General features: G+C 72.0%; 14 protein-coding genes, 1 tRNA gene and 1 pseudogene. 10 read left to right on the plus strand and 6 right to left on the minus strand.

The window, feature by feature from the left end:
- Nucleotides 1–131: 131 nt before the first annotated feature.
- From lysA to ACGFN2_RS20850, 3 genes are all read right to left on the minus strand, one after another.
- Nucleotides 132–1,523, minus strand: coding sequence for a diaminopimelate decarboxylase (gene lysA, locus ACGFN2_RS20840; RefSeq protein ID WP_362614116.1), 1,392 nt, complete (start codon nucleotides 1,521–1,523; stop codon nucleotides 132–134).
- A 26-nt stretch (nucleotides 1,524–1,549) separates the two neighbouring features.
- Nucleotides 1,550–2,677, minus strand: a complete 1,128-nt coding sequence (nrtL, locus tag ACGFN2_RS20845; RefSeq protein WP_393362503.1) for an ArgS-related anticodon-binding protein NrtL — start codon at nucleotides 2,675–2,677, stop codon at nucleotides 1,550–1,552.
- Between the two features lie 96 nt (nucleotides 2,678–2,773).
- Nucleotides 2,774–3,295 (minus strand): response regulator, encoded by a 522-nt coding sequence (locus ACGFN2_RS20850; RefSeq protein WP_362614121.1) that lies wholly within the window; start codon nucleotides 3,293–3,295, stop codon nucleotides 2,774–2,776.
- 270 nt (nucleotides 3,296–3,565) lie between these two features.
- Between ACGFN2_RS20850 and ACGFN2_RS20855 the strand changes: the two genes are divergently transcribed.
- Nucleotides 3,566–3,637 (plus strand) — tRNA-Arg (locus ACGFN2_RS20855).
- Between the two features lie 343 nt (nucleotides 3,638–3,980).
- Here ACGFN2_RS20855 and ACGFN2_RS20860 read toward each other — a convergent pair.
- Nucleotides 3,981–5,267, minus strand: coding sequence for a cytochrome P450 (locus ACGFN2_RS20860; RefSeq protein ID WP_362614123.1), 1,287 nt, complete (start codon nucleotides 5,265–5,267; stop codon nucleotides 3,981–3,983).
- 944 nt (nucleotides 5,268–6,211) lie between these two features.
- On the opposite strand from ACGFN2_RS20860, the gene ACGFN2_RS20865 reads away from it, so the two are divergent.
- The 5 genes and pseudogenes from ACGFN2_RS20865 to ACGFN2_RS20885 all read left to right on the plus strand — a co-directional run bounded on the left by ACGFN2_RS20865 (nucleotide 6,212) and on the right by ACGFN2_RS20885 (nucleotide 11,422).
- Nucleotides 6,212–6,574 (plus strand): hypothetical protein, encoded by a 363-nt coding sequence (locus tag ACGFN2_RS20865; protein WP_362614125.1) that lies wholly within the window; start codon nucleotides 6,212–6,214, stop codon nucleotides 6,572–6,574.
- 116 nt (nucleotides 6,575–6,690) lie between these two features.
- Nucleotides 6,691–8,043 (plus strand): annotated as a pseudogene (locus tag ACGFN2_RS20870) (FtsW/RodA/SpoVE family cell cycle protein); the annotation flags it as partial.
- Between the two features lie 383 nt (nucleotides 8,044–8,426).
- Entirely contained in the window at nucleotides 8,427–9,881 is a 1,455-nt protein-coding gene (locus ACGFN2_RS20875; protein WP_393362507.1) for a penicillin-binding transpeptidase domain-containing protein, read from the plus strand.
- 65 nt (nucleotides 9,882–9,946) lie between these two features.
- The gene (locus tag ACGFN2_RS20880) at nucleotides 9,947–10,432 is read left to right on the plus strand and encodes an HD domain-containing protein (RefSeq protein ID WP_362614129.1); all 486 of its coding nucleotides are present in this window, start codon (nucleotides 9,947–9,949) and stop codon (nucleotides 10,430–10,432) included.
- A gap of 207 nt (nucleotides 10,433–10,639) precedes the next feature.
- Complete coding sequence (locus tag ACGFN2_RS20885) at nucleotides 10,640–11,422, plus strand: ATP-binding cassette domain-containing protein (protein WP_362614131.1); 783 nt, start codon at nucleotides 10,640–10,642, stop codon at nucleotides 11,420–11,422.
- A gap of 214 nt (nucleotides 11,423–11,636) precedes the next feature.
- Here the strand turns inward: ACGFN2_RS20885 and ACGFN2_RS20890 are convergent, their stop codons facing one another.
- Nucleotides 11,637–12,107: a MarR family transcriptional regulator gene (locus tag ACGFN2_RS20890; protein WP_362615087.1), complete on the minus strand. Its 471-nt coding sequence runs from the start codon at nucleotides 12,105–12,107 to the stop codon at nucleotides 11,637–11,639.
- Nucleotides 12,108–12,264: 157 nt separating this feature from the next.
- Here ACGFN2_RS20890 and ACGFN2_RS20895 point away from each other — a divergent pair, with 157 nt between their 5' ends.
- Entirely contained in the window at nucleotides 12,265–13,164 is a 900-nt protein-coding gene (locus ACGFN2_RS20895) for an alpha/beta fold hydrolase (protein ID WP_393362510.1), read from the plus strand.
- Nucleotides 13,165–13,207: 43 nt separating this feature from the next.
- Here the strand turns inward: ACGFN2_RS20895 and ACGFN2_RS20900 are convergent, their stop codons facing one another.
- Complete coding sequence (locus ACGFN2_RS20900) at nucleotides 13,208–14,314, minus strand: ferritin-like domain-containing protein (RefSeq protein ID WP_362615092.1); 1,107 nt, start codon at nucleotides 14,312–14,314, stop codon at nucleotides 13,208–13,210.
- Nucleotides 14,315–14,494: 180 nt separating this feature from the next.
- Here ACGFN2_RS20900 and ACGFN2_RS20905 point away from each other — a divergent pair, with 180 nt between their 5' ends.
- From ACGFN2_RS20905 to ACGFN2_RS20915, 3 genes are all read left to right on the plus strand, one after another.
- Complete coding sequence (locus ACGFN2_RS20905; protein WP_362615094.1) at nucleotides 14,495–15,442, plus strand: diiron oxygenase; 948 nt, start codon at nucleotides 14,495–14,497, stop codon at nucleotides 15,440–15,442.
- 73 nt (nucleotides 15,443–15,515) lie between these two features.
- Nucleotides 15,516–16,256 (plus strand): helix-turn-helix domain-containing protein, encoded by a 741-nt coding sequence (locus ACGFN2_RS20910; RefSeq protein ID WP_362615095.1) that lies wholly within the window; start codon nucleotides 15,516–15,518, stop codon nucleotides 16,254–16,256.
- Nucleotides 16,257–16,292: 36 nt separating this feature from the next.
- On the plus strand, nucleotides 16,293–16,559 hold the full coding sequence (locus ACGFN2_RS20915; protein WP_393362514.1) for a hypothetical protein: 267 nt from the start codon (nucleotides 16,293–16,295) through the stop codon (nucleotides 16,557–16,559).
- The last annotated feature ends 235 nt before the right edge of the window (nucleotides 16,560–16,794 follow it).

The raw sequence follows: 16,794 nt of genomic DNA on the forward strand, positions 1-16,794 counted from the left end.
TCTGCTTCTCATCGATCAGCGATTTCCAGCTTGCTCATGCACAAGTCTCACGCACCGGACGGCAGTTTCCGCCCGTCGTCCAGATGCCGAGACATTTATTTCATTCGGGACGGGTGTCCGGCGATCCGGCCCTACCCGACATCCAACCGCAGGAGATCTTCCTCTGTCTCCCGCCGGACGATCACCCTGGCCGCACCCTCGCGCACCGCGACGACCGGGGGCCGCAGCGCGTGGTTGTAGTTGCTGGCCATGGAGCGGCAGTACGCACCGGTCGCCGGCACCGCGAGCAGGTCCCCCGGCGCCACATCGGCCGGCAGGAAGGCGTCGCGTACGACGATGTCGCCGCTCTCGCAGTGCTTGCCGACCACCCGGGAGAGCATCGGCGCGGCGTCGGACGTACGCGAGACCAGCGCCACGCTGTACTCGGCGTCGTAGAGCGCGGTGCGGATGTTGTCCGACATCCCGCCGTCCACGGAGACGTACGTCCGCAGCCCCTCCAGCTCCTTGACCGTGCCGACCTCGTACAGCGTGAAGGCGGTCGGGCCCACGATCGCGCGCCCCGGCTCGACCGACAGCCGCGGCATCCGCAGCCCGGCCGACTCGCACTCCCGGCGCACGATGTCGCCCAGCGCCGTCGCGATCTCGTGCGGCTCGCGCGGGTCGTCGTCCGAGGTGTACGCGATGCCGAGGCCGCCGCCCAGGTCGATCTCGGGCAGCTCGACGCCGTGCTCGTCCCGCACCTCGGTCAGCAGCTGCACCACCCGGCGGGCCGACACCTCGAAGCCCGCCATGTCGAAGATCTGCGACCCGATGTGGCTGTGAATCCCGATGAGCTCCAGGCCGTCCAGCTTGAGCGCCCGGCGCACGGCCTCCGCGGCCTGCCCGCCGGCCAGCGCGATGCCGAACTTCTGGTCCTCGTGCGCGGTCGCGATGAACTCGTGGGTGTGCGCCTCGACACCGACCGTGACCCGGATCTGCACCCGCTGCCGCTTGCCCAGCCGCTCCGCGACATGGGCGACCCGCACCATCTCCTGGAAGGAGTCGAGCACGATCCGGCCGACCCCCGCCTCGACGGCCCGGGTGATCTCCTCGGTGCTCTTGTTGTTCCCGTGCAGGGCGATCCGCTCGGCCGGCATGCCCGCCGCCAGCGCCGTGGCCAGCTCGCCGGCGGAGCAGACGTCGAGGTTCAGCCCCTCCTCGTGCAGCCACCGGACGATGGCCCGGGACAGAAAGGCCTTCCCGGCGTAGAAGACGTCGGCGTCCGGCCCGAAGGCGTCCTTCCACGCCCGGCAGCGCGCCCGGAAGTCGTCCTCGTCCAGGAAGTACGCCGGCGTGCCGAACTCCGCGGCGAGCGCGGCGACGTCCAGCCCGCCGACGGTGACCACACCGTCGGCGTTGCGCCGGACCGTACGGGACCAGACCTGCGGGTCGAGGCTGTTGAGATCGGCGGGCGGGCCGGCGTAGTGGCCCTCGGGCAGTACATCGGCGTGGCGGGGCCCTGCGGGGTGCGCGGAACGGCTCATGACGGTGGAGATCCCCTCAAAATCGTTCAGAGGTGTTCGGGAGCGGAGATGCCGAGCAGACGCAGGCCGTTGGCGAGCACCGTCCGGCCGGCCTCGGCAAGGGCCAGCCGGGCGCGGTGCACGGCCAAGGGTTTCTGCTCCCCGACGGGCAGCGGCGGATAGTCGTCGTGCCACCGGAAGAACGCGTCCGCCGTCGCCTCCAGATGCCGCACCACCCGGTCCGGCGCCCGCAGCCGCGCGGCGGTCTCGATGACGGAGGGGTAGGTGGCGAGGAGGGTGTGGAAGGTCTGCAGGGTCTGCGCGGCGGACGCGCCCCCGGCCGACAGCCCCGCGCCCCGGGCCCCCACCGGAGCACCGATGTCCCCCGGCTCGCTCCGGAATCCCAGCTCCTGCGCGTACCGCCCGAGCGCCCGCGCCCGCGCATACGCGTACTGCACCCGGAACCGCGGGTTGCTCTCCCGCTGCACGGGCCGCTCGGGCGCCCGCACCGGGTCCTGCGCGGCGGGCCGCAGCAACGCCCAGCGCGCTTCGTCCGCTCCGAGCCGGGCGACGAGCGCGCTCAGCTCGGGCGGCACGGGGTGGGTCACGGCCTCCCCCGCGCCCTCGCCCTCAGCCGGCCCTTCCGCCGCGGCCCGGAGACGCACCAGCGCCTCGGCGACGACGACGTCACGGGCGGTGGGGGTGGAGGGGAGCGCGGCGTCGGGACGGTGGGCGGGGAGGGGTTCGCGCCCGGAAGTGGGGACAGGGCCGGGGGCCTCGCCGCGACCGGCTCCCGCTTCCCCGGCCGGACCGCCGCGCGCACTCCGCGCGCTCCGGTCCCCGTAGCCGTCCCCCTGGGACAGCACCTCCCGTACCAGTGCGGCCTGGGCGCCGTCCCCCAGCGTGAAGTTCAGGAATCCCGGCCCGGCGATCTCGACCCCGGCGATCCCGGCGCTGCCGATCAGCCGCTTCCGCAGGATCTCGGCGACCTCCCGGGCCGGCCGCCCGGCATCCCGGGCGAGTTGCAGCGCGACATTGGAGGCGTAGTCCCCACACCCGGGGCGCGGCGGCGGCTGCACCACGATCCGCGCCGGCACGGGCACGGAGAGTTCCTGCTCCTCCACCGCACCACGCACGGAGCGCAGGACGGTACGGGAGAGCTCAGCGGGGGTCACAGGACAAGCGTATGGGAGACCTGGGGTACCTATGCGACCCGGTTTCGCCCTGTGGACACTCCACGTAATGATCCGGGGCCCGGTCGGCGTTCTGGGCTATTCCCCGGCCGCTTCCAGCATCCCGGCCCCGCCGGACGCCGCGACCCCGCCGGACGAGGTCCCGCGCCCCGCTCCTCCCCCGCCCCCGTCGCTTTCCCCGTCCTCGTCCTCGGCCCCGCCCTCGGGCCCGCGCGCCCGCTGCCGGCCCTCCCGGACCAGCCTCCCCACGGTCCGTACCAGCTCGGCCGGCTCGAACGGCTTCGCGAGGAAGGCGTCCACGCCCACCGACTCGCCGTTGTTCACCTCGCCCTGGGTGCACGCGCTGACGATGGCGATCGGGATGTCCCACGTCCGCGGATCGGAGCGCAACCGCGCCGCGGTGTGCAGACCGTTGAGCCGCGGCATCACGACGTCAAGGGTCACGACATCAGGTCTCACGTGGTGCACGACATCCAGACATTCGGCACCATCAGCCGCGGTCACGACCTCGAAGCCCTCCAGCTCGAGATTGACCCTGATCAACTGGCGGATGACCTTGTTGTCATCGACGACAAGAATCCGACCGGACAAGCCAGGCACACCATGAGACTAGGGCCCCACCTGCGACTGCGTCCCGGTTTTCCCCACTTCCGCCCCCGTGCGAGGGACCTTTCCCGGAGCTTCACCGGCGCCTCCCGCGGATGCGCTAGGGCCGGTCCGGCGGAGCCCGGCCGTGGTCCGCCGGACCGGCCCTGAGACCCCGGCCGTCCCTCCGCGCCACCGCGCCCCGCCTCCCGCGAAACCTGTTCATAGACACCCCATCAGAGCTGGTAGTGTTCTACCCGTCGCCACGAGAACACAGGCGGCAACGCCCCCGTAGCTCAGGGGATAGAGCAACGGCCTCCGGAGCCGTGTGCGCAGGTTCGAATCCTGCCGGGGGCACCTTGGAAGAGGTGCCAGAGGACCCCGCCAGCAGAGATGCTGGGCGGGGTCTTTTCGTATGCGGACGTGCCCTCGATGGCGAGGCCCGGGGCGGCCTTCCGTGACGGTGTCGGACACGCACCGTGGTTCCGGCGGGGCCAGGGGGCGAAGCACGGCACGCGGGGACGCCTTTCCGGTCGCCGTCGCGCGCATGACCCGGGAGTGCCCGAGGTGGCGGCCGGAACCGCTGTGCGCCTTGTGGCAGTTGGCCGTTCGCCGGGTGGTGGCCCGAGTACCGCAAAACCGGGCACCCGGCGTCTTGGCCAAGTGCCCGGTCAGCGGAGGACGTGGGGCCGGTGTGCGGTCAGCCGTTGAGGTGTACCGGCAGGGACTCGATTCCGTAGACGATGGAGAGTTTGCGGAATTCGAGGTCCTCGGGCTTGGCGGCGAGGCGCATGTTCGGGAAGCGGCGCACCAAGGCGGGGTAGGCGGCGCGGAGTTCCATGCGGGCCAGTTCGGCGCCTACACAGCGGTGAATTCCGTAGCCGAAGGCGAGATGCGAGGGGACATTGCGGGTGGGGTCGAACTGTTCCATTTCCGGGCCCAGTTTGCCGTCCCGGTCCGCACCGCTCAGTGAGCACAGCACCACATCTCCGGAGGCGATCTGAACGCCGCCGATTTCCAGGTCCTCGCGGGCGAAGCGCGGGAAGGCCACCTGTACGACGGTCAAGTAACGGAGGAGTTCCTCGACATAGCTGTCGACGACGTCGTCGCCGTCGTGCAGGGCCGCGAAGTGCTTCGGGTCCTGGAGGAGGACCAGGGCGCCGAGGGCCAGCATGCTCGCGGTGGTCTCGAAGCCGCCGGTGAGGACACCGTCGGCGAGGCCCGCCAGCTCTTCGTCGCTGACCGAGTCGCCGTGCTCCTTCACGATCATGCCGAGCAGGCCGTCGCCCGGGTTCTCGCGCTGCTTCTTGACGATGTCCCGGAAGTAGGAAAGCGATTCGGATATGGCACCGAAGGAGGCGTTCGCCCCGCTGAAAAGGTCGAATCGCGCGGCACTGAGGCGCTCGAAATCGGCGCGGTCCTCGTAAGGGACGCCGAGGAGTTCGCAAATGACGAGGGAGGGAATGGGGAGGGCGAATGAGTGGACGATGTCCACCGGGTCGCCGCTCTTTCCCGCCTTTTCCATCGCGTCGAGGCGTTCCTCGACGATCTCATGGATGCGGGGGGTGAGCCGCCCGAGGCGCCGCATGGTGAATTCGGGGGTCAGGAGCCGGCGGAGACGGGTGTGCACGGGCGGGTCGGCGAATCCGAGTCCCCCCGGGTTCTGTTCGGCCCCGGCACCGGCCTTGCCGACGAGGTTGGTGAAGTCCGAGCTGAAGGCACTGGCCTTGCCCAGCACCGCCTTGACCTCGTCGTAGCCGGTGACCAGCCAGACGTTGGCGGCTATCGGCACGGGAAGCTTGCTGACGGGCTCCTGCTCCCGCACGGCCGCCAGATCACCCACCGGGTTGAGGCCGTCACGCCGCAAGGGCATCAGGACGGACTCGGGCAAGAAGGACATTCGAGAGAGGTCGAAGCCCTTCTTCTGTGTTCTCGCCAGATACATACGGCCGGCCCAGGCGATGATCCGGGAACGGAGGGTCGTCATGACGCTAATACTGCCTTTCGTCGAGGGGGACGGTCACCCGCGCTCGGCGGCCCAAGACAGCCGGGACAGCACGGAACCCCCACTCGGCGTGCACGGGTGTGACGTACGCCATAGCCCCTCGCTTGCGGTGGTCATGGCACAGGTCCATGCCATCGACCGGAGTCTTCGGTCGTCCGCATCAGCGTGACGAGCTCGGCCTCGGCCTTCTTCTTCTGTTCGGTCTGGACGAGTTTACAAAGTGCCATTGACAGCGTTCACGGAACAACCCGGGATACCCCTGAGGGACCCCTGGTTCGCCCCTGACTCACCCCTGGTCCTTACCTGACCCATTCCTGACTCCCCCTTGAACGAGTGCCCGCCGCCCCGCGCAGCCGCCGCCGCTCCAGGAGTGCGCGACGGTGAACTGGCGCCTCCGACAGGCCGGATCGTCACCTATGTCCGTCGAGATGTATCACGGGGTGGCGAATGACACCCCGGGGAGGGCGAGTTGCGCGCAGTGTGGGAGCGACAGGGGAGTGCGAGCCGGGGGAAATGGGTGCAGGATCTCCCCCTGCCGGCCCCGCGCGGAGTCCCACGACAAACCCCGTGCGGGGCCTTATGCGGACCACTGGGCGTACCCGGCCATGACGACCCCTGCCGCCCCTGCATTCGGGCCCCACCCCGCGACAGAGTGGGCCACCTCAACGTGAAGTCACTCAGCGTGATGAGTTGCGGACTCTCCGCTCCCTCCTTAGCGTGAGAGGGGAGCGAGGCAGGCGGCACGGCGCGGCGCGAGAGGGCGGCGCGCGACAGAGGAGCCGCATTCGCAGCCAGGGAAGGGTGTGGCAGGCACCGCACCGGCGGGGCGTCGGCCCCGGCCCGTCCATCGAGTGACGCCCGGCGACCCCGCTCCACGCACCCCACAGGGACTCCCCTGGGACTCTCCCCTTCGCAGGAGGAAGCGCATGTTTCCGAAGTCGAAGTCCGGCAAACTCGGCACCTTCGCCCTTTGCTTTCTGTCCGGTGCGCTGGCCGGGATGCTCGCGGCCGGACCCGCGCCGGCGGCCGATGACGACGAGCGGGACGGCCTCGCCGAGTACGAGGGCCGGGTCGTCACCAAGGAGGGGCTGGTGCTGCGTACCGGGCCGAGCACCGATTTCAGCGCGATCGGCCTGAAGGAGTACGGGGACGTGGTGGGGATCGTCTGCCGGCTCAAGGGGCAGCGCGTCGAGGGCAACCCGGTCTGGTACAAGCTCAGCGACGCCTCGTACGTCTGGTCCTCGAAGCGCGACATCGTGAACGACGGGGACGCTCCGCGCTGGTGCTGAGGGCGGAGCGGCGCGTACCGCGGGGCGCCCCTGCGGGACCGGCCGGACTGCGTACGCCCCGAACGTCGTATCCGGCATAACGGAAATAACGGCCTCCGCTTGCTACGTTGCCAGGCATGACGGCACTGGCGAGGGCGGCGGCCGCGCGCCCGGCGGACACTCCCCCACCCTTGCCGCTGCTGCCCCGGCGACGGGGTGTCGAACTGGCCCTCCTCGCAGGCGCGGTCCTGATCAGCGTCTGCGGATATCTCGTGGTGGGGCTGGCCCGCGGGCATGCGCTGCCGGGCGGGGCGGTCCGCTACGGCGCCGGGCTCGCCGGGCTCGCGCTGCTGGCGCATCTGGCCGTCCGCTTCCGCGCCCCGTACGCCGATCCTCTGCTGCTGCCCACCGCCGTGCTGCTCAACGGGCTCGGGCTGGTGCTGATCTTCCGGCTGGACCTGGACACCCCGGCCGACCACGCCGCGCCCACCCAGCTGATGTGGTCGACGGTCGGCGTCGGGCTCTTCATCACGGTGGTGGTGTTGCTGCGCGACCACCGGGTGCTCCAGCGGTACGCCTATGTCTGTGCGGCCCTCGCGCTGTTGCTGATGGCCGCGCCGATCCTCTTTCCCGCCATCAACGGGGCGAAGATCTGGATTCGGGTCGCCGGATTCTCCATTCAGCCGGGCGAGTTCGCCAAGGTGCTGATCACCGTCTTCTTCGCGGCCTATCTGGCCGCCAACCGCAGCGCACTGGCCCATACGGGACGCCGGTTGGGGCGGCTGCGGCTTCCCACCGGCCGGGTGCTCGGGCCGATCGTCGCGATCTGGCTGGTCAGCGTCGCGGTACTGGTCCTGGAGCGCGATCTGGGGACCTCGCTGCTGTTCTTCGGCATCTTCGTCGTCCTGCTGTACGTGGCCACCGGGCGGACCGGCTGGATCGCGGTCGGGCTGGTCCTGGCCGGCGTCGGGGCGGCGGCCGTCGGCACGCTGGAGCCGCATGTGCACGGCCGGGTCGAGGACTGGCAGCATCCGTTCGCCGGTATCGCGGCGGGCCGGGGGCCCGGTCAGCTCGCCCAGTCGCTCTTCGCGTTCGCCGCCGGCGGGATGCTCGGCACCGGTCTCGGCCAGGGCCACTCGTATCTCATCGGCTTCGCCATGAAGTCCGACTTCATCCTGGCGACGTTCGGTGAGGAACTCGGGCTGGCCGGGCTGACCGCGCTGTTCCTGCTGTACGCGCTGCTGGTGGCCCGCGGCTACCGGGCCGCGCTCGGGCTGCGCGATCCGTTCGGCAGCCTGCTGGCCGTGGGGCTGGCGGCGCTGCCCGCCCTCCAGGTCTTCGTCATCGCGGGCGGGGTGACGGGGCTGATTCCGCTCACGGGGATGGCGATGCCGTTCCTCGCGCAGGGCGGGTCGTCCGTCGTCACGAACTGGATCATCATCGCGCTGCTGCTGCGGATCAGCGACCGGGCCCGGACGCCACGGACGGAGGGCGGCGGGGCGGGGAGCGCTGCCGGTGGTGCTGTGGGGGCCGGAGCGGGGTGCGGGACGGGACGTACGGCGGGGAGCGGCACGGGGAGCCGGGTGGGGGCGGAGGCGGGCGCCCCGTCGGGCAGGGCGAACACGGGTGCCCCGTCGGGCAGGGCGGAGGCGGGGACCCCGTCGGCCGCGGCGGAGGCGGGCGCCGGGCCGTCGGGCGGGCCGGCGGGGAGCCCGGTGAGGGGGCAGGGGGCGTACGAGGCCGGTGGGGGCACGGGGTTCGGGGCGAGGAGCTGGGTGGTGGGGTTCCTGAAGCCGACGCGGTCCCCGGCCCCGCCCAGGACGGCACCACCCCCGCCCGCCACCGATGACGCCCCCTCCCCGGAGGCCGGCCGTTGATCCGCTGTATTCGGCACACCGCCGCGTTCTCCTTCCTGCTGCTCGTCGCGCTTCTGGTCAACGCCGCGCGGGTGCAGGTCTTCGAGACCGAGCGCTACGGCGCCAGTCCGGCCAACCGCCGGGGGACGATCGCGCGTTACGAGCAGCCGCGCGGTGCCGTGCTCGTCGCGGGCCGGCCGGTCACCGGGTCCCGGGACAGCGGCGGGCGGCTGCGCTTCGAGCGCACCTACACCCAGGGGCCGCTGTACGCGCCGGTCACCGGCTACTCCTCGCAGATCTACGGGACCTCGCTGCTGGAGAACGCCGAGGACGGGGTGCTCTCCGGATTCGACGAACGGCTCGCGACGTTCCCCTGGTGGGATCAGCTGACCCGCACCCACCGGCCGGGCGGCAGCGTGCACACCACCATCAACCCCCGGATGCAGCGCGCCGCGTTCGACGGGCTGGGGGACAAGAAGGGCGCGGTGGCCGCGATCGAGCCGCGGACGGGGCGGGTGCTGGCGCTGGTGAGCACGCCGTCGTACGACCCGGGTGAACTGTCCGGCAACGACGCCGGGGTCAGCGCGGCCTGGCACCGGCTGAATCGTGCTGGTCAGCGGCCGATGCTCAACCGGGCGCTCCAGCAGACCTATCCGCCCGGCTCCACCTTCAAGGTCGTCACCGCGGCGGCCGCGCTGGAGAGCGGCCGGGTCACCGACATCGAGGCCCCCACGGATTCACCCGACCCCTATCCTCTGCCCGGCACTGCCACCCTGCTCGGCAACGCCGCGGAGGGCTGCGAGGACGCCCCGCTCAAGGACGCCTTCCGGGCCTCCTGCAACACCGTCTTCGCGCGGCTGGGGGCCGGGATCGGGCTGCGGGACATGGCCGGCATGGCCCGCCGGTTCGGCTTCAACGACTCCGGGCTGCGCCTCCCCTCGCCGGTCGCGCCGAGCAACTTCGACACCCGGATGGACGCCTCGCAGGTCGCGCTGTCCGCCATCGGGCAGTTCGACACCACGGCCACCCCGCTCCAGATGGCGATGGTGTCGGCGACGGTCGCCAACGGGGGCCGGCTGGCGCCGCCGTCCCTCGTCGACCGGGTGACCGACGCCAGGGGCGTCATGATCGCGGACGGTCCGCACCGGCCCACCCGCCAGGCGATCGGCCCGGTCACGGCGCAGCAGCTCCAGGAGATGATGATCGACGTCGTCGCGCACGGCAGCGGCAGACGGGCCGCCCTCAAGGGCGTCACGGTCGGCGGCAAGACGGGCACCGCGCAGCACGGGGTGCGCAACGAGGGGACGCCGTACGCCTGGTTCATCTCCTGGGCGCGGGCGAAGGACAGCTACGAACCGGCCGTGGCGGTGGCCGTGGTGGTGGAGGACGCGGCCGCCGACCGGGCGGACATCAGCGGCGGCGGGAGCGCGGCGCCGATCGCGCGGGCGGTGATGGCGGCGGCGCTGCACTGAGGCCCGCGCGGCGCGGATGGCTGCAGTCCTCGCCCGGGGCGCGGTCCGCGCGTCACAATGGCCGTATGGCTGACGCGATCCCGCCCATGGAACCCGCCCCGCCCCCGCTGCTGTCCCTGGCCGAAGTGGAGGCGCTGGCCCGGCGCGTGCACTCGGGGCAGACCGACAAGGCGGGCCGCCCGTATGCCGAGCATCTGGCCGCGGTCGCGTCGGGCGTCCGCGAACGGGGCGGCAGCGACGAGCAGATCGCCGCGGCCTGGCTGCACGACGCGGTCGAGGACGGCGCGCTGAGCGAGGAGTGGCTGGCCGGTGCGGCGCTGAGCGAGGAGGTCAGGGCGATGATCCTGGCCGTCACCAAACGGGCGGGCGAGCCGGTCGAGGAGTACACCGCCCGCATTCTGGCCACGCCGGGGGCGCTGCTGGTCAAGGAGTCCGATCTCGCGCACAACGCCGATCCGGACCGGCTGGCCGTCCTGGACGCGCCGACGCGGGAGCGGCTGACGGCGAAGTACGCGCGGGTGCGGGCGCTGTTGGGGCTGTCCGCGCCGTGACGGCACCGGTCCCGGCACCGCTGTAACCGGGGGCCGGGGGCCGGGGGGGCGCCGGAGTCCGCGTCCCGGACACCCGCACGGAAAGCTGCGGTATGCAGCTAACCTGCCGCGATGAGCGCTACGCAGCCTTCGCAGCCCCGGGAGCCCGCGCAGTCCGCACCGCCCTCCGGGCGGACCGCACCGCCTCCGCTCCCCGGAGCCGCCCGGGTGATCGCCGCCCTGGAGGGGGTGGGCGTCCGCCGCCACACCACCGGGCAGGTCATCCTCGACGGGATCGACTGGACCGTACGGTCCGGTGAGCACTGGGCGCTGCTCGGTGCGAACGGCGCCGGCAAGACCACGCTGCTGCGCCTCGTCGGCGCGCTGATGTTCCCCACCGTCGGCTCCGTCGAGGTGCTCGGCCACCGCCTCGGCACGGTGGACGTCCGCGAGCTGCGCGCCGTCATCGGTCTGGTCTCCGGCGCGCAGAAGGTCCCCCAGGACGCGACCGGCCACACGGTCGTCCTCACCGGTGCGACCGGCACCGTGCAGCCGCTGTGGCGCAAGTACGACGCGGCCACCCGTGAGCGCGCCCACGAGCTGCTCACCGAGCTGGACTGCAAGGAGCTGGCGGACCGCCCGTTCGGGGTGTGCTCGGGCGGCCAGCGGGCCCGCGTCCTGATCGCCCGTGCGCTGATGGCCGAGCCGCGGCTGCTGCTGCTCGACGAGCCGTTCAATGCGCTCGACCTGCCCTCCCGCGAGGATCTGATCGACACGCTGCATCAACTGGCAGACGTGCGACCGGAGTTGGCGACCGTGACGGTCACCCATCACCTGGAGGAGCTGTCCCCGGCCATCCGCCACGCCCTGCTGCTGCGCGACGGCCGGGTGCAGGCCGCCGGCCCGGTGGACGAGGTGCTGACCGGCGCCCGGATGACGGCCTGCTTCGGCCGCCCGATCGAGGTGTCCCGGCACGAGGGGCGCTGGCTGGCGCGGTCGGGCAGGCGCTAGGGCCTGTCGTCAAACTCCCGTCGTTCGCCCGAAGGGCGGCCCCGCGGTGTCTGGTGCGTGCGATCGCAAGGCGGAGGGTCGCCCCGATACTGGGTGTATCGGGGTGAACCCGACAACGCGGCGAGCGGGCGTGCCAGGCGCCGCGGGGCAGGCGGGAGTTTGACGACAGGTCCTAGCGGGCGGCCGTCCGGACAACACGCGACAGCGGGCGCCCCTACGCCCCCTCCTCGTCCGTCACCGCGTCGCGGACCCCGCTCAGGAACCGCCGGATCGCGGCCTGTTCGCCGGGCTCGAAGGTGGTGAGCAGGGCGAGGGTGCGGTCGATCAGGGGGCCGAAGAAGGACTCCCCCAGGGCGAGCGCGCGTGCGTCGACCTCCAGGAGGACACGGCGCCGGTCGCGGGTGTCGCGGACCCGGCGGAGCAGACCGAGCCGCTCCAGGCGGTCGATGAGCGCGGTGGTGCCCGCGGAGTTGAGGCCCAGCCGCTCGCCGAGCCGGCCGGGGGTCGACTCCTCGCCGGCGCGTGCCGCGTCCAGCAGGCCGATCAGGGCCCGGAGGTCGGTGGGGTGCAGTCCGTTGCGGCCGGCGAACCGGGCTCCCGCGAGGTCGAGTCGCAGGGTCACCTCCCGCAGCAGATGGACCAGGTCCATCCCCGCCGGTTCGTCCGCCGCTCGCCGCTCCGCCATGCGCCGCCGCCCTTCTTCCCTGCCCGTGTTTCCCTGCCCCGGTTTCCCGAGCCGGTTTCCCCGACCCCCTGATTATTACCTCGCTCGGCGAGATACTTGCTGAACGAGGCAGTGCGCCGGGCCTCGTGCGTCTCTTCTCCCGTCCCGGAGGTGCACCATGCCAGCAGACACCCCTGCGCCCGCCCCCGCCGCCGCCTTCCGTGCCGCCTACGAGGAGGCCATGGCCCTGTGGCCGGTGCCGGTGGAACGGCTCGACCTGCCCTCGGAGTTCGGCACCACCCGGGTCACCGTCTGCGGCCCGGCGGACGGTCCGCCGCTGGTGCTGCTGCACGGCGGCGGCACCACCTCGGCCGTCTGGTACGCCCTCGCCGGCCCGCTCGCCCGTACACACCGGGTGTACGCCGTGGACCAGATGGGCGGGCCGGGGCTCAGCGCGCACACCGGGCGGCCGCTGCGGCGGCCGGCGGATCTGCTCGACTGGCTCGATGGCGTGTTCCGCGGGCTGGGGCTGACCTCGGCGGCACTGGCCGGGCACTCGTACGGCGGCTGGCTCGCACTGAGTTACGCCGTGCACACCGCTGCCCAAGACCCTGCCGCGGGAGGGCGGGTGGACCGGCTGGTGCTGCTCGATCCGACGCAGTGCTTCGCGGGCTTCCGGCCGTCGTATCTGCTGCGGGCGCTGCCGCTGTTCGTACGGCCCGGGGAGCGGAGCACCCGGCGGTTCCTGGAGTGGGAGACCCGGGGCGCGCCGCCGGCGCCCGCGCTGGTGCGGCTGATGGGCCTGGGCGCCGTCGCGTTCCGTACCGCGAAGGTGGTCACGGGGCCGCGGCCGGACGCCGGACGGGTGGCCGTGCCGGCCCTGCTGCTCCTGGCCGGGCACAGCCGGACGCACCGGCCGCACCGGGTCGCGGCGCGGGCCGAACGGACCCTTCCGGGCGTCCGGATCGCGACCCTGCCGGGTGTCACCCACCACTCGCTGCCGTACGCCGACGCCGGGGAACTCGGCCGCCGGATGCTCGGCTTCCTGATCTCCGGAGTCCCGGACGGGACACCCTGACGGCCGGGTGAGGGCCGCGGACGGGCCGCAGACGCCCGGGGGGTCAGCTCTCCGCGCCCTCGGCGATGGCCGCCGCGACCTCCGCCGTACGGGCCTCCTCCTCGGCCGCGAAGCGCTCCGCGTCCAGTTTCTCGGCGAACTCCTCGTCCTGGTTCATCAGCAGATCGAGGTTGGAGTCGCCCATCTCGAAGACGCCCATGTCGACATAGGCGCGCTGGAGGCGTTCGCCCCACAGGCCGATGTCCTTCACACAGGGCACGATCCGGCTGAACAGCAGCTTGCGGAAGAGATGCAGGAACTCGGAGCGCTCGGTGAATTCGGCGGCCTCGTCATGCGGAATGCCGAAGTTCTCCAGGACTTCCAGGCCGCGCAGCCGGTCGCGCATCAAATAGCAGCCCTCGATGACGAATTCCTCGCGCTCGCGGAGTTCGACATCGGTGAGCTGCTTGTAGTAGTCGCGCAGCGCCATGCGTCCGAAGGCGACATGGCGCGCCTCGTCCTGCATGACGTACGCCAGGATCTGCTTCGGGAGCGGCTTGGTGGTGGTGTCGCGGATCATGCCGAAGGCGGCCAGCGCCAGGCCCTCGATGAGCACCTGCATACCGAGGTACGGCATGTCCCAGCGGGAATCCCGGAGGGTGTCGGACAGCAGCGCCTGGAGATTGTCGTTGACCGGGTAGAGCATCCCGATCTTCTCCTGGAGGAAACGGCTGTATATCTCCGCGTGCCGGGCCTCGTCCATGGTCTGGGTGGCGGAGTAGAACTTCGCGTCGAGATCGGGGACGGATTCGACGATCCGCGCCGCGCACACCATCGCGCCCTGCTCACCGTGCAGGAACTGACTGAACTGCCAGGAGGTGTAGTGCTGGCGCAGTTCTCCCCGGTCCTTCTCGGTCATCCTGTCCCAGTACCTGGTGCCGTACAGGGACATGGACTCGTCCGGGGTACCGAGCGGGTCGTGGGGGTCCACCTCCTGGTCCCAGTCGATCCGCAGGGTGGCGTCCCACTGCTTGTCCTTGCCCTTCTGGTAGAGCGCGAGCAGCCGGTCGCGTCCGTCGTCGTAGTCCCAGCTGAAGCGGGCCGCACCGGTGGCGGGCACCTTCCACACGGGGTCGCCTGGGTCCTGGACGTAGAGATCTCGGGTCGACACGTACGCCTCCTCGGCTCGCAAAAGCCTTGTCATGGGCGGTCGTTGGCAGGCTCACACGTTCCTTACCGGCGGGTCAATAAGTCGTGCACAGGGGATTGACGAGCTTGCTGACAAGCAGTCTCATAAGTGGTGACCGCGGGCAGGACCGGCCCCGAACCCCTGGAGCGAGGTAGCACAGCCATGACGAGCGCGCCCACCGCCATGACCGAAACGGACACCGAAGTGCTGCGGGACGCCCTCGGTCTGCTCAAGGACCGGGAGCAGGTCGCCGAGCGGTTGCTCGACTCCTCGGCCAAGCACTCCTTCGACCCCGACACCGAACTCGACTGGGACGCGCCCCTCGAAGAAGGCAAGTGGTTCTGGCCGCCGGAGCTGGTCTCGCTCTACGACACCCCGCTGTGGCGGAAGATGTCGCCGGAGCAGCAGCAGGACCTGTCCCGGCACGAGGCCGCCTCGCTCGCCTCGCTGGGCATCTGGTTCGAGATCATCCTGATGCAGCTGCTCGTCCGGCACATCTACGACAAGCCGGTGACCAGCGCACACGTCCGCTACGCCCTCACCGAGATCGCCGACGAGTGCCGGCACTCCAAGATGTTCGCGCGCATGATCCAGAAGGGCGGCGCACCGGCGTACCCGGTCTCCCGGCTCAACCACAACCTCGCCCGCGTCCTCAAGACGGTCTCCACCACCCCCGGCTCGTTCGCCTGCACCCTGCTCGGCGAGGAGATCCTGGACTGGATGCAGCGGCTGACCTTCCCGGACGAGCGGGTGCAGACGATCGTGCGCGGGGTGACCCGCATCCATGTCGTCGAGGAGGCCCGGCATGTGCGCTACGCCCGTGAGGAGCTGCGCCGCCAGATGGTCACCGCGCCGCGCTGGGAGCGGGAGTTGACCCGCATCAGCTCCGGCGAGGCGGCCCGGGTGTTCTCCGTCTCCTTCGTCAACCCGGCCGTCTACACCCGGGTCGGGCTGGACCGGCGCGAGGCCGTCGCCCAGGTCAAGGCCAGCGGCCACCGACGTGAGGTGATGCAGTCCGGCGCCCGGCGGCTGACCGACTTCCTGGACGAGATCGGCGTACTGCGGGGTGTGGGCCGCCGGTTGTGGCGGAGCTCGGGCCTGCTGGCCTGAAGCGGACCGCGGGGACCCGGTACACCCCGAGCACCTGTACGAGCCGACATCCGGGCCGGTTACGCTGCTGTTCATGAACGGCAGCGGCACCGCCCCAGCAGTACCCCGACCCGCGTATCGCAGGCTGAGCGTGGAGCAGCGCCGCAGCCAATTGCTCACCGCCGCGCTGGACCTGTTCGCCCAGCGCGCGCCCGAGGACGTCTCCCTGGACGATGTCGCCCTGGCCGCCGGGGTCTCGCGGCCGCTCGTCTACCGCTACTTCCCCGGCGGCAAGCAGCAGCTGTACGAGGCGGCGCTGCGCAGCGCCGCCGACATCCTGGAGCGCTGCTTCGCCGAGCCGGACACCGGCCCGCTCACCCAGCGGCTGTCGCGCGCGCTCGACCGCTACCTGGCGTTCGTCGACGAGCACGACGCCGGGTTCAGCGCACTGCTCCAGGGCGGCAGCGTCGTGGAGACCACCCGTACGACCGCGATCGTCGACGAGGTGCGGCGGGCCGCGGCCGACCAGATCCTGCGGCACCTGGGCGAGCCGGCACCGGGCCTGCGGCTGCGGATGACCGTCCGGATGTGGATCACCGCGGTCGAGGCCGCCTCCCTCATCTGGCTCGACGAGGACAAGCAGCCGGCCCTCGACGAGCTGCGGAACTGGCTCGTCGACCACTTCATCGCGCTGCTGACCGCGACCGCGGCCGGGGACCCGCAGACCGCCCGGGTGACCCGGGCGGCACTGAAGCTGGAGACCGCCGACGGCCCGGCCGGCGACCTGGCCCGCCGCACCCTGCCCGTCGTGAGCGACGCCGCACATCTCCTGTGAACCGCCGCCGGCTCCGCGCGGTGTGACACTGAGGACGTGAGAAGCGAGAACACCCTCTTCGTCGGCGGCCCGCTGGACGGCCGGGTCCTGCCCGTACTGGTCGGCGCGACCGGCCAGCCGCCCAAGACGTACGAGGTCCCGGTACCGGCCGACGACGACCGCCCGCCCACGGTCCACGTCTACCGGCGTGTCCCGGCCCGGGTGAACCGCCTCGGCCTCCCGAGCGGCTGGAAGTACGAGTACGACCCGGAGGGCAAGCCCCCGAACGAGGGCCCCAGGTGGCCCTGGCGCAAGCCCCGTTGAACCGACAGCGCCCCCTGACGCACACCCCGCCGGACGGCCCCGCGCCACGAGCGAAAACCGCCCCACTCCCCCACCAGGGCCAGCCGCGGCACCCATGTGAGGTGGCGGGCCGGAGGCGGGGGGGGGGGGGGGGGGGTGGGGGGGGCCCCCCCCCCCCCCCCCCCCCCCCCCCCCCCCCCCCCCCCCCCGGGGGGGGGGGCCCCCCCCCGGGCCCCCGCGGGCGCCCGGGGCGCCC

Origin of the sequence: Streptomyces sp. NPDC048612 (genome assembly GCF_043199295.1) — a bacterium.
Taxonomy (GTDB): domain Bacteria; phylum Actinomycetota; class Actinomycetes; order Streptomycetales; family Streptomycetaceae; genus Streptomyces.

Bases quoted from the DNA above. Each gene is read 5' to 3' on its own strand.
- lysA (WP_362614116.1), bottom strand. From the start codon at position 1,523: ATGAGCCGTTCCGCGCACCCCGCAGGGCCCCGCCACGCCGATGTACTG.
- ACGFN2_RS20880 (WP_362614129.1), top strand. From the start codon at position 9,947: ATGGCTGACGCGATCCCGCCCATGGAACCCGCCCCGCCCCCGCTGCTG.
- ACGFN2_RS20890 (WP_362615087.1), bottom strand. From the start codon at position 12,107: ATGGCGGAGCGGCGAGCGGCGGACGAACCGGCGGGGATGGACCTGGTC.
- ACGFN2_RS20895 (WP_393362510.1), top strand. From the start codon at position 12,265: ATGCCAGCAGACACCCCTGCGCCCGCCCCCGCCGCCGCCTTCCGTGCC.
- ACGFN2_RS20910 (WP_362615095.1), top strand. From the start codon at position 15,516: ATGAACGGCAGCGGCACCGCCCCAGCAGTACCCCGACCCGCGTATCGC.
- ACGFN2_RS20860 (WP_362614123.1), bottom strand. From the start codon at position 5,267: ATGACGACCCTCCGTTCCCGGATCATCGCCTGGGCCGGCCGTATGTAT.
- ACGFN2_RS20905 (WP_362615094.1), top strand. From the start codon at position 14,495: ATGACGAGCGCGCCCACCGCCATGACCGAAACGGACACCGAAGTGCTG.
- ACGFN2_RS20865 (WP_362614125.1), top strand. From the start codon at position 6,212: ATGTTTCCGAAGTCGAAGTCCGGCAAACTCGGCACCTTCGCCCTTTGC.